The organism is Kitasatospora sp. NPDC127035 (genome assembly GCF_042726075.1).
GTDB lineage: Bacteria > Actinomycetota > Actinomycetes > Streptomycetales > Streptomycetaceae > Kitasatospora.
The window spans coordinates 1-11,734 of record NZ_JBHXDN010000122.1 but is presented as its reverse complement, the minus strand read 5'-3'; the positions used below and the strand labels follow the sequence as shown (position 1 = coordinate 11,734).

At 74.1% G+C, this 11,734-nt stretch carries 11 protein-coding genes and 2 pseudogenes; 5 read left to right on the top strand and 8 right to left on the bottom strand.

Going from position 1 to position 11,734, the window contains the following annotated elements:
- Nucleotides 1–242: 242 nt before the first annotated feature.
- From ACFWIC_RS40010 to ACFWIC_RS39985, 6 genes are all read right to left on the bottom strand, one after another.
- Complete coding sequence (locus ACFWIC_RS40010; protein ID WP_380522024.1) at nt 243–428, bottom strand: hypothetical protein; 186 nt, start codon at nt 426–428, stop codon at nt 243–245.
- Between the two features lie 437 nt (nt 429–865).
- Nucleotides 866–2,083, bottom strand: a complete 1,218-nt coding sequence (locus ACFWIC_RS40005) for a PP2C family protein-serine/threonine phosphatase (RefSeq protein ID WP_380364163.1) — start codon at nt 2,081–2,083, stop codon at nt 866–868.
- A 181-nt stretch (nt 2,084–2,264) separates the two neighbouring features.
- The gene (locus ACFWIC_RS40000; protein ID WP_380522023.1) at nt 2,265–2,723 is read right to left on the bottom strand and encodes a hydrolase; all 459 of its coding nucleotides are present in this window, start codon (nt 2,721–2,723) and stop codon (nt 2,265–2,267) included.
- An 85-nt stretch (nt 2,724–2,808) separates the two neighbouring features.
- Nucleotides 2,809–3,402, bottom strand: a complete 594-nt coding sequence (locus tag ACFWIC_RS39995) for a hypothetical protein (protein WP_380522021.1) — start codon at nt 3,400–3,402, stop codon at nt 2,809–2,811.
- Between the two features lie 357 nt (nt 3,403–3,759).
- Nucleotides 3,760–4,077 (bottom strand): RICIN domain-containing protein, encoded by a 318-nt coding sequence (locus ACFWIC_RS39990; RefSeq protein WP_380522026.1) that lies wholly within the window; start codon nt 4,075–4,077, stop codon nt 3,760–3,762.
- Between the two features lie 102 nt (nt 4,078–4,179).
- On the bottom strand, nt 4,180–4,623 hold the full coding sequence (locus tag ACFWIC_RS39985) for a hypothetical protein (RefSeq protein ID WP_380522020.1): 444 nt from the start codon (nt 4,621–4,623) through the stop codon (nt 4,180–4,182).
- Nucleotides 4,624–4,990: 367 nt separating this feature from the next.
- Here ACFWIC_RS39985 and ACFWIC_RS39980 point away from each other — a divergent pair, with 367 nt between their 5' ends.
- From ACFWIC_RS39980 to ACFWIC_RS39965, 4 genes are all read left to right on the top strand, one after another.
- A complete protein-coding gene (locus ACFWIC_RS39980; protein WP_329883238.1) occupies nt 4,991–6,055 on the top strand; it encodes a Gfo/Idh/MocA family oxidoreductase in 1,065 nt (354 codons plus the stop codon).
- A 620-nt stretch (nt 6,056–6,675) separates the two neighbouring features.
- Entirely contained in the window at nt 6,676–7,635 is a 960-nt protein-coding gene (gene galE / locus ACFWIC_RS39975; protein ID WP_380522018.1) for a UDP-glucose 4-epimerase GalE, read from the top strand.
- 414 nt (nt 7,636–8,049) lie between these two features.
- The gene (locus ACFWIC_RS39970) at nt 8,050–8,619 is read left to right on the top strand and encodes a TetR/AcrR family transcriptional regulator (RefSeq protein ID WP_355409105.1); all 570 of its coding nucleotides are present in this window, start codon (nt 8,050–8,052) and stop codon (nt 8,617–8,619) included.
- 67 nt (nt 8,620–8,686) lie between these two features.
- Nucleotides 8,687–9,874: a GDSL-type esterase/lipase family protein gene (locus ACFWIC_RS39965; RefSeq protein ID WP_380522017.1), complete on the top strand. Its 1,188-nt coding sequence runs from the start codon at nt 8,687–8,689 to the stop codon at nt 9,872–9,874.
- Between the two features lie 103 nt (nt 9,875–9,977).
- Here ACFWIC_RS39965 and ACFWIC_RS39960 read toward each other — a convergent pair whose 3' ends face one another.
- Nucleotides 9,978–11,177, bottom strand: coding sequence for a phosphotransferase (locus ACFWIC_RS39960; protein ID WP_380522016.1), 1,200 nt, complete (start codon nt 11,175–11,177; stop codon nt 9,978–9,980).
- Between the two features lie 189 nt (nt 11,178–11,366).
- Here ACFWIC_RS39960 and ACFWIC_RS39955 point away from each other — a divergent pair.
- Nucleotides 11,367–11,465 (top strand): annotated as a pseudogene (locus ACFWIC_RS39955) (transferase); the annotation flags it as partial.
- A 145-nt stretch (nt 11,466–11,610) separates the two neighbouring features.
- On the opposite strand, the pseudogene ACFWIC_RS39950 reads toward ACFWIC_RS39955, so the two are convergent.
- Nucleotides 11,611–11,734: pseudogene (locus ACFWIC_RS39950) on the bottom strand (ABC transporter permease); the annotation flags it as partial.

Below are 11,734 nucleotides of genomic sequence, written 5' to 3'. Positions count from 1 at the left end.
GTCCTCGGGGCCGGACGGGTGCCCGTCCGGCCCCGAGGACCGGGCGTGGCACCGGGAACAGTGGCACCGGGAACAGCTGGAGTGCGAAAACGGCATGCCCTCTGCATAGCGGCTGGTCCGCTCCCCGGGCAGTTCCCGCGCCGACGCTCACCCGCCCCACGGGCGATCCCACGAGCTCCCACCGCACCACGTCGCGTCGATACTCCCGCTCCTCGCGACCCTCTGCCGGGCGCCCGGCGGACCTACGGTACGAGCACGTGGCGGTACCAGCGGCGGTGCACCAGCGGTTCGACGCACAGCACGGCGGCGCCCGCGGCCACGCCGACCAGCTGGGAGGGCCAGCCTCCGCCGTTGACCAGGGCACCGAGGCAGGCAGCGGCGACGGCGACGGGCCTCAGCAGGGTCAGCGGCCCCAGGCCGACGACCATCGCGAGCGTGCCGGCGCGGAACGGCAGGAGGAAGTACGCGGCCAGGGAGAGCAGGACGGCGGCGGCGTAGAACGCGAGCGGGACGAGGAAGCCTGTGCCTCCGGCCGTCAGCTGCTCGTACGTCCGCGCCCGGTCCGGCCGACGCCCCCAAGATCGAACAAGCGGGCGGAGTCTCCCACACCGGGTTCCCAGTACCGGGCTCCGGCCGGGCTCCGGGGACGGATCGTCCCCGGGGCACGGGCGGGAGTCGTCCGGCGGCCGTCCGGCCGACGGGAGTCACGGCCGGAGCGGGTACGGCGGCGCCGGGGACGGAGCGGACGCGGGTGCGCCGTCACTCCACCCGGTGGGTCCTGGCCGACTCCCCCACCTGGGACGACGCTTGAGGCTGTCCCACACGTCACCGATGCCGGCGGAGGCCGGGCCGTGCCGGTGAGGCTTCAGCGAGCCGGGGGAAGCGTCCCGACCGGCGGCGCCTCGGGCTGCCACTCGATCATCATGATCGTCGCATCGTCGGTCAGCGTGCTGTCGTCGTTCTCCAGCAGGGCGTGGATGAGACGGCGCAGCGCCTCCGGGGCGACCTCACCGGCGGCGGTGGACCGGATCACGAAGTCGGCGAAGCGATCGAGCCCGAACATCTCGTGGTTCGTGCCCTTGGCCTCGATGACCCCGTCGGTGTAGATGAGCAGCCGGTCACCCGGTCGGAGCGAGAAGGTGTGGACGGAACGGGGCGCGCCGGACAGACCCGCCAGGCCCAACGGCGCCTCGCTGGTGCGGGCCAGGGCATCGGCCACCACCTCCCGGCCGCGGATCAGCAACGGTGGCGGGTGGCCGCAGTTCGCCCAGTGCAGGGTGCCGGTCGCGAGGTCGAGCCTGGCGAAGACGCCCGTGACGAAGCGGTCGGGGAACCACCGCTGGATGGCGTCGTCGATGGTGGCGACGAGATCGGGCAGGTCGGCGCCGTTGCGGCGGGCGTTGCGGCACGCGGCGAGGGCCACGGCGGCGGTCAGGCCGGACGCGAGGTCGTGCCCCATCGCGTCCAGGACCGCCGCGTGCAGCACGCCCTCGGCCAGCGAGTGGTCGAAGGCGTCACCGCCCAGGTCGTAGGCGGGTTCCAGGACGGCGGTCGAGATGACCTGGCTGTTGGAGACGGTGCGGACGGGGAGGAACGCGCGGAGCATCTCGGCGGGCAGGCTCATGGTCTCCGCCCGGGTGCTGCGGGCGTAGCTGTCGCTGGTGTCCCGTTTGGAGGTGATCACCATGGCCGTCATCGCCGCGAGGAGCCTGCACCGCCGCAGCCCGCCGGCGTCGAGGCCGGTGGTCCGGACACCGAGCACGCCGAGCCGCTCGGCACCGTCGACCAGGGGCAGCCAGGCGAGCAGTGTGTCGGCCCCGTCCTCGCCGACCCGCAGTGCCCCGGTGCGGTACGCCCAACCGGCGAGGGTCCCGTCGATCGGCAGGTTGGCGCCGCCGGCCAGCGGGAACAGCTGGTTCTGCTGGATGTCGGCGAGGTAGACCGTGCTGGATCCGAGGCCGAGGGCCTGGGTGTACCGCTGGGCGATGGTGGGCACGTCGGCGGGGTCCAGCGTGCGTCTGGCAGTGAGGAACTCCTCCAGCAGCTGTTCGCCCAGGTTCAGTGGCAAGGTCTCGTCGGCCATCGTCCCAGCCGATCCCGCGCACCGCACGGCCGTCGGCCGACACGGCGGAGCCGGCCCGAGGTTCGCCCGTACCGGGTCCGGATCTCACCCGATCGGCGCACAGCCGGGACGGGTCGCCGGTGCGGGGGTGGTGCCGCGGGGACGCCGCGGGCGCGCCGGGCCGGGCCGGACGGGGGTCCCCTCAGCCGCGCCCGGCATCGAGATGCGTCCCGCGTACCCGCTTGATGCCGACCAGGACCCGGTAGCGGTCACGCGCGCCGAACTCGGCCAGACGCCAGACCACCGGGCGGCCCACCTCCGCGCACAGGTGCAGGACCGTGTCCCCGCCCGCGCAGACGCCGACGTGCGCCCCGTAGGCGTCGTCGGTCGCGTTGAAGAGGAGCAGGTCCAGCGGGCGCGGGGTGCTGACCCGCCTGGTGGCGTCCCGGTCCTCCCACAGGTCGCTGGAGCGCAACGGCGGGACGACGCGGCCGAAGTGGGCGAGCACCGCGTAGGCGTAGAGCTGGCAGTTCGCCCCGGCGGCGAGGCCGGGGCGCTCGGCGACGGCGGGTGAGCCGGGGTGGCGGGCGCCGACGTACGGGACGTCCCACAGGAGCTGGGGCAGGGTGAGGGCCGGCTGCGGCGTCGGGTCGGTGGGCACGGGGCACCACGCTAGCCGCTGCCCGCGCCGCGGAAGGCGGCGCACCCCGTCGGGCCGGGCGCGGGGGCACCGGTCCGGAGGGGCGTCAGTCCTCCAGCAGGCGGCCGATGAGCTCGGTCGCCGAACCGGCCTCCGCGTCCTCGGCGGCGCACCGCACGTCGAACGCGGCGTCCCTGGCCCTCGACAGGGCCTCGGCGTCCCGGCTCCCGTCGAGGAACGACGACCGCTTCGGTGCGAGGTGCATGAGCACCCGGTCGTCGCTCCAGTCCACGGTGGCCGTCAGGAGCCCGCCGTCGTCCCCGGCCATGAAGGCGGTCATGCCGCGCAGCGCGGTGAACGCCCAGACCAGCGTGGGGAGACGGAAGTCGACGCGGGCCTCGAAGTCGAGCGTGAGCGAGCCGGAGTCCTCGTCGAACCCGACCGTCAGGCAGCCGTCACCGTCGAGACCGCGCAGCAGACCCGCGTAGTCGCCGTCGATCCAGCGGTCGCACTCCCGGACGGCACCGGCCAGCTCCGCGCGGTACCGGCGCCGCACGTCGCCGTCGTTCCAGGCCTCGCAGAGGCCGGTCCAGTCGTCCTCCGCCCAGCAGGAGGCGGGGGCGACCGGCGCTCGCAGGTAGGCCGACAGCCGTGGCCGCGCGATGGCCGTCGCAGCCGACATCATGACGTACTGGGACATCCGTTCCCCCGGTGGTGAACTCCTGCGGCGCGTGCGGCGCGTCGACTTCGCTTCCGTCGATTCCGCTTCCGTCGATTCTGCCCGGATCGATCCACCCGCGTCGATCCCGCTCGGCGAGCAGGCAGGGCGGCGAACGGGCAGGGCGGCGAGCGGGCTCGGCGAGCAGGCAGGGCGGCGCACCGCACTCGCGCACCGGTGAGGATCCGGACCGGCATGCCCGACCTCGTGAGGAACGGCACCGCCGCAGGACGTGCGGCCCCTCCTCGGGGTCCGCACCGCCCGCCCCACCCGCAGGGCCGAGCCGCCGGCCGTCGGCCGGGGCTACCGCCGGAGAGAACGAGTCGGGCGGGTCGCGGTTCAGTCGGGGACGGTCCGGTCCCCGCCGGCCACCACCCGGCGGAAGGAGCGGCTGTTGTAGTAGTTCATGCTCTGGGTGAGCGTCTCCCCCGCTCCCCCGGGGTCCGCCCAGCGCGTGATGCCCAGCCAGTGCCCGCTGCCCCGGTTGATCACCCCATGGGGCCGGCCGTCCGTGACGACCCGCCAGGACTGGCCCGGCGAGGCCGCGGCACAGTCCTCCGCGAGCACGGCCGCCTGGTCGGAGGACCGCCCGCCGTTGCCCAGGCAGAGCCCGGTGGCGACGTTCCTGATCCGGGCTCCCTCGCCGTCCGGGAGCAGCTGCCAGGCTGCTCGGGCCGGGCCCGGCCGGGCCTCGCGGGGAGCACCCGGGCGTTCCGTTCGGCCGCGCCCGTCGGGGGCTCGGCCGGCGGTCCGCGAAGCTCACGAACCGCCGACGATGCGCCAGGCGACGCGCTTGCGGGCCGTGCTCCCGCACGCCACGTGCAGGGCGTCCTCGATCAGCCTGACCTGCTCGCGGACGGCCCTCGCCCAGGCCTGCTCGCGGACGTACGCCTCGATCGTCTCGGCGTCGTCCCTGCGGCGCGGCACACCGATCAGGGCGGTGCGCAGGGCCTTGAGACCGGCCTGCATGGCGAGCACCTCGGCGTCCAGGTAGAGGCGGAGCATGCAGGCCAGCTCCAGCGGGTTCCGGTGGAACACCTCCTCGTGACGCCACCGCGCCGGGGCGAGGTCGAGCAGCCAGTCCTTCGCCGACTGTTCGAACTCCGGGTTGCCGGGGCGGCGCACGGCACCCGGCCAGCGGGCCGAGGACGATCGGGCCGGCCTGGGTTCGGGCACCCCGTCGGGTGCTTCGCTGCGCGTCATGGTTCATCACCCCAGCTGCCATGGGACCGTTCCCCGCCGCTTCGCACCGCGTCCGTCCGGCGGCTGCCGGGCGGACGGAGGCCCGGGGTGTCCGGTCGGCCGGCACGGACGTGGAGCGACCGCCGTGCCGTCCCGGCCCGGGCGATTTCGGGTGCGATGAGTCTCAGACCTGTGACCTGCGCTGTCAAGCAACGCCGTCCGGTTCGCACGGACCGGGGGCGGGTGGTCCTCGTACCGGTCCGGCCTCGGCGATCCCGGAGGCAGCCGGCGCGTACCGTGGGGCAGTCGATTGCGCGGGGGGAGGCGGTCCGGACTCCGTCGCGGGTCCCTTGCGCATCGCCTTCGCCTGTCAACCGAGAGGAACCCCATGACGCAGGACCGGTCGGCCACCGCAGACGAGACGGCAGGCCCCGTGCTGCCCGCACCCCGGACCCCCTCTCCTCGCGAAGCACCGGCGCTGAACTGGGGAGTGATAGCCCCGGGCGGGATCGCGGGCTACTTCACGGAGGCGCTGCAGAAGTACACCCGGCAGAAGGTCGTGGCGGTCGGCTCGCGCGACGCCGAGCGTGCCCGCGCCTTCGCCGACCGGTTCGGCATCCCTGCGGCCTACGGGAGTTACGCCGGTCTCGTCCAGGACAGCCAGGTCGACATCGTCTACGTGGCATCGCCGCACTCGGGCCATTTCGAGCACGCCATGCAGGCGATCGAGGCGGGCAAGCACGTCCTCGTGGAGAAGGCGTTCACGCGCAACGCCCGCGAGGCCGAGCAGTTGATCGAAGCGGCCCGCAAGCGCGGGGTGTTCCTCATGGAGGCGATGTGGACGCGCTTCCTGCCGCACATCGACGTGGTCCGCCAGGCACTCGCGTCGGGGCTGCTCGGTGAGGTGCACACCGTCATGGCCGACCACGGGCAGCGGATGGACCCCGACCCGTCGCACCGCCTCTTCGCGCCCGAGCTGGCGGGCGGCGCGCTCCTCGACCTCGGCGTGTACCCGGTCTCCTTCGCCTCGATGGTGCTGGGGCCTCTCACCTCGGTCACGGCGGTGGGCACGAAGACCTTCACCGGCGTCGACGGCCAGGCGTCGATCGTCGTCACCGCCGGGTCCGGAGCACACGGCGTGTTGAACACGACGCTCTTCGCCCGTACCCCGACCACGGCGTCGATCTCGGGAACGCACGCCCGGCTGGAGATCGACAGCCCCTTCTACGGATCCGCCGGGGTCCGTCTCATCGGCCGGGACAACCGGCTGCTCGACACGTTCGTCCCCTCCCAGCGCGACGGGGGCCTGTGCTACCAGGCCGCCGAAGCGGCCCGGTGCATCAGTGCCGGGCGGCTGGAGTCCGAGCTGATGCCGCTCGCCGAGTCACTGGCCGTCATGCACGCCCTGGACGACGTTCGCCGCGACCTGGAGGTCGTCTTCCCCGGCGAGTGACCGGCCCCGGAGCACCGGGCCAGTCCAGCAGAGCATGCGACTCGCGGTCGAGAGCGGTGCGCCCGCGGGAGCGGGGTGCGGTGCGGCGGCCGGACAGGGCACTCGACGACGGGCCCGGGGCGGGCCGCCGCCCGCTCGACCGGCCCCACCCTGACGACAGGCCACAGAACCCACCCACTCGACATGTTGCTTTACGTTAGATCATGTTGAACTATGGTGGTGCACTCATCCTCTCGGGCCGCGGCCCCTCGGGGGTGGGTGTCGGTGGCGCCGCCGCACTGCCCCAGCCGGCGGCGCCCCCTCATGGCTCCGCCCGGGCCGGGGCATTCTGTGCTCGGCCGTCGCAACGTGGCGGCGGCCGGGCTCCGGTGACGGGCGGGCGCGGAACTCCGTGAGGGTCGGAGGAGTCCGCGACCTCGGGGCCGGCGACTTCGCGCGGCATGCCGAAGCCGCCGGCCCGTCGTACGGAGGTGGCCACCCCTGAGCGCCCGGGGTCGACCGGACCTCGGGATTCATGGATCGAATATGCGACCCACCCTTGTCTTATCGTGATGTTTTCTGTTTGATTGTGTTTATCTCAGGGGTGGCCGGGTGCCACCCTTCCCCCTGGAGGTCTCGTCATGAGCAGGTACCTGGTCACGGGTGGCGCCGGCTATGTCGGCAGTGTGGTGGCCGCCCACCTGCTGGAGGCGGGTCACCAGGTGACCGTCCTGGACGATCTCTCCACGGGCTTCCGTGCGGGCGTGCCGTCCGGTGCGGAGTTCGTCGAGGGCCGGATCCAGGAGGCCGGGAAGGTCCTGGACGGTTCCTTCGACGGTGTGCTGCACTTCGCCGCCTCCTCGCAGGTCGGTGAGTCCGTGACGGACCCGGAGAAGTACTGGCGCAACAACGTGGCCGGGTCGCTGGAGCTGATCAGCGCCATGCGCGCGGCCGGTGTGCGCAGGCTGGTGTTCTCCTCCACCGCCGCGACCTACGGCGAGCCGGAGGCCGTGCCGATCGCCGAGACCGCCCGCACCGCGCCGACCAACACCTACGGGGCCACGAAGCTGGCCGTCGACCACCTGATCACCGGCGAGGCCGTCGCCCACGGTCTGGCCGCCGTCTCGCTGCGGTACTTCAACGTGGCCGGCGCGTACGGCGCCTACGGCGAGCGGCACGACCCGGAGTCGCACCTGATCCCGCTGGTGTTCCAGGCGGCGCTCGGGCAGCGCGAGCACATCGCGGTGTACGGCGACGACTACCCGACGCCGGACGGCACCTGCATCCGCGACTACATCCACGTCGCCGACCTCGCCGACGCCCACCTGCTCGCCCTGGACGCGGCCAAGCCGGGCGAGCACCTGATCTGCAACCTCGGCAACGGCAGCGGCTTCTCGGTCCGCGAGGTGATCGAGTCGGTCAGGCGCGTGACCGGCCGCGAGATCCCGGTGCGGGTCTCCGGCCGCCGCGCGGGCGATCCGGCCGTCCTGGTGGCCTCCGCCGAGCGTGCCCACCGCGAGCTGGGCTGGACCCCGCGCCGCCCGAACCTGGACGACATCGTCGCCGACGCCTGGAAATTCACCCTGGAGCGCCACCGGTGAACGCCCGCCCGGCATGACGCGGCCGCGTTGACGCGAGGGCGCGCAGGCGCGCAGGCGTGCGGGCGGACTCCCGCGGCTCGCGCGCCCGTGGATCCGGCACCCGCCCGTCAGGCCGCCGGGGTGAGGCTTCCGCGCCCGACCGGCGGCTCCGCCCGACGCCCGCGGGCGCGACGGGACGGCAGCCGGCTCAGTCGACAGCCGTGCCGTGCGAGCTCGTCGACCCCGGTCGCGCGCATCGCCTCCTCCGCTACGCAGAGTGACCTGCCTCGCCCAGCCTCCCGCCCCCTCCCACGGACCCGCCCCGCACGCCCTCCCGGGCGACGACCCGACCCGCGCGACACGGCGAAGGTGTAGGGTAAAACCTAAAGCCTTTAGGCAGCAGCCTGAGAGGCAAAGGCGAACGGAGCGAACCTCATGGCCCGGGTGGGACTGACCGCCGAGCGACTGACCCTCGCCGGGGCGGAGCTGGCCGACGAGGTCGGCTTCGAGCACGTCACCGTCTCCGAGCTCGCCCGACGCTTCGACGTCAAGGTCGCGAGCCTGTACTCGCACGTCCGCAACTCCCACGACCTCAAGACGCGGATCGCCCTGTTCGCCCTGGAGGAGCTCGCCGACCGCGCCGCCGACGCGGTCGCCGGACGCGCCGGCAAGGACGCCCTGGCAGCCTTCGCCGACGCCTACCGCGACTACGCCCGGCAGCACCCCGGGCGGTACGACGCCGCACGGTTCAGGCTCGACCCGCAGACGGCCGCCGCCGGCGCCGGGGTGCGGCACGCCCGGATGACCCGGGCGATCCTGCGCGGCTACGACCTGGCCGAGCCGGACCAGACCCACGCCGTCCGCATGCTGGGCAGCGTCTTCCACGGCTACGTCAGCCTGGAGGCCGCCGGCGGCTTCAGCCACACCGCCGTCGATCCTCAGGTGTCCTGGGACTGGATCATCGACTCCCTCGACACCCTGCTCCGGACCCTGACGACCCGCTGAGCACCCCGGCCGTACCGACCCCACCGGCCCGCCGCACCGAACCGGAACCCCAGGAACCCCAGGAACCATGAGCACCGACAGCACGCCGACCGCCGCCCCGACCACCACCCCCGTCACCGCCGACCTGCTGCGCGGGCACCTCGACCTCGAACGGACGGCGCACGGGCTGCTGCCGCACCGGCTGCCCGCCCGGGCCCGCCTCCAGATCCCCGACGAGCAGCTCGCGACGGCACAGGCCCAGCCCTCCGGCGTGCGCCTGGCCTTCCGTACCAGGGCCACCACCGTCGAGCTGGACACCCTGCCCACCAAGCGCGCCTACACGGGCATGCCCGCCACACCCGACGGCGTCTACGACCTCGTCGTCGACGGCCTGCTCACCGCACAGGCCACCGTCGCCGGGGGCCACACCCTGATGACCGATCTGGCCACCGGCACCGCCGAACTGATCGGGGGCCCGCCCGGGACGGCACGCTTCACCGGCCTTCCCGCCCGCGACAAGACCGTCGAGATCTGGTTGCCGCACAACGAGATCACCGAGCTGATCGCCCTGCGCACCGACGCCCCGGTCGAACCCGCGCCGCCGACCGGGCACCGGCGCTGGGTCCATCACGGCAGCTCCATCAGCCACGGCTCGACCGCCGGCCGCCCCACCTCCGTCTGGACCGCCCTGGCGGCTGCCGAGGGCGGCGTCGACCTGGTCAACCTCGGCTTCGGCGGCGGCGCCCTGCTGGACCCGTTCACCGCCCGCGCGATCCGTGACACCCCCGCCGACCTGATCAGCCTCAAGATCGGCATCAACATCGTCAACACGGACGCGATGCGGCTGCGCGCGTTCGGCCCGGCCGTCCACGGCTTCCTCGACACCGTCCGGGAGGGGCACCCGACCACCCCGCTGCTGGTCGTCTCCCCCGTCCTGTGCCCGGTCCACGAGGACACCCCCGGCCCGCTGGCCCCGGACTTCTCGACCGGCACCCTGCGCTTCAAGGCCACGGGCGACCCGGCCGAACGCGCGGCCGGCCGCCTGACCCTCACCGTCATCCGCGAGGAGCTGGCCCGCATCGTCGCCCGGCGTGCGGAGGACGACCCGCACCTCCACCACCTGGACGGCCGCACCCTCTACGGCCGGGCCGACTACGACGAGTTGCCGCTGCCCGACGAGGTCCACCCCGACGCCGCCGGCCACCGCCGCATCGCGGACAACTTCGGCCGGCTGGTCTTCGGCCCCGGCGGGATCTTCGCCGCCCCGCGCGTCTGACCCGCCGCCCGGACGGCGGGTCGGACGCCCGGCGCGGCCGGCTCTGACACGGCCCGTGCCGTGCCGGGCCCTGCGGGGGCGGGGCGGGGCGGGGCGGAGCCGGTCAGGGCCGGTGGGTGGCGCGCAGCCGGGCGAGGGTACGCAGGCCGCGTTCCACGAGTTCGGGATCGTGGTTCGCCGCGCCGTACTGGATCCCGGAGACGGCGTCCAGCACGCAGTGGACGGCCAGGTACTCCTGCTCGGTGTCGGTGAGGTCCCGGCCGTAGCCGTCGAAGAGCGCCTCGGCGAGGTCCGGGCGGTCGGCCCAGCTGTCGGCGAGCCGCACGAAGTCCCGGACGGCCGGGCCCGGCTCGGCACGCTCGAAGTCGATCACGTACAGGTCCCCGGACGGCTCCCACAGGAGGTTGCGGAACTGGAGGTCGCCGTGGGTCGGCACCGCGTCGAGGGGAGGGAGCTCGGCCGCCCTCGCGGTGGCCGCGCGGGCGAGGTCCTCGTCGCCGGGAGCGAGGTGGCCGCGGGCCCCTTCCAGGTGCCGCTCCAGTCGTTCGAGGACGCGCGGCGACCCGTCACCGGGCCGGGCGGGCGCGGCCCCGTGGATCGCCGCCGCGAGCTCCCCGATCCGGCGGAAGACCCGCTGCTGCTCCTCGCGCCCGTGCACGGCCCCGTGCAGGGAGCGGCCGGGCACCGCGGTGACGACGACGGCCCGCAACGCGGGGGCGACGGCCACCAGGCGTGGCGCCGCCCCACCCAGGAGGGGGACCCAGGTCCGGTAGGCGGCCACCTCGCGGTCGTGGAAGCGCGGGCTCTCACGATGGACCTTGACGAACCACTCACCGCCGTCCCGGCCGTGGACCCGCCACACCCGGCTGCCCGCCCGTGCCCAGGAGGCGTCCGTCCACGCGGCGATGCGTCCGACGGCGGCCTCGGCGAACTCCCTCAGCTCGGGGGCGGGGCTGTCCGCGGCGCCGCCGATGCGGGCGGCGAGGGCGGTCATGTCGTCGGCGAATCCGGCGCCGAGGTCGATGCCGGTCTCCTCGGCGATCACCAGCAGGGAGAACAGGCAGTCGGACAGCTCGTGGGCGATCCGCTCCCGGTCGGCCGGGACGTCGGCACGGTGGCCCTGGTACGCCATGACGAGCTTGGCGAGGTCCCCGACGTCGCCGACGAACCCGAGGGTGAAGTCCGCCAGGTCCCATGTGCGGCCCAGCGTCCGCCGGTTGGTCTCGTCGTACAGCCGGCGGACGTCGCGGGCGGCGGCGACCAGTCCGTCCCAGTCGGGGCGGACACGACGGTTCGGTTCCACACGTCTCCTCAGCGGGTCACGGGGCGGGCAGGGCGCCCGACATGTCGACTTTCCTCGGCTCGCGGCTCGCGGCTCGCGGACGCGGCGGGTCGGACGATCACCGGCTCCTGTTCCCCGAAGCGCACCTTCACGGTCACGCGGACAACCTAGCGCTGTGACCGACCGGTTCGCCGACCGTCCGGACGAGCAGAAGCCCGGACGGTCTACCTCACCCATCCCGCCCTCCGCGGCACCGAAGTACTCACAACACCCTCCAGCTCGGCGGTTGTCGCGACACGACGCCCCTAGCGCTTGCCTGGCCGCGCCCGTTCGCGGGACGGCTCGATCACCGGCCGAGCACGCGGACGGGGCGGCGGGCTCCGACGGGGTGTCGGGGTCCGCCGCCCCGGAGCCGGGGCGAGCCACGGGGAACCTGCCGCGCAGGTCGCCCCGGCTACGCCGGGTCCCGGTCGAACACCGCCTTCGACCAGCGGTAGCCGAGCGCCGCGAGGCCCAGGCACCAGGCGACGGCGAGCCACCCGTTGTGGCCGATCTCGCTGCCGAGCAGCAGTCCGCGC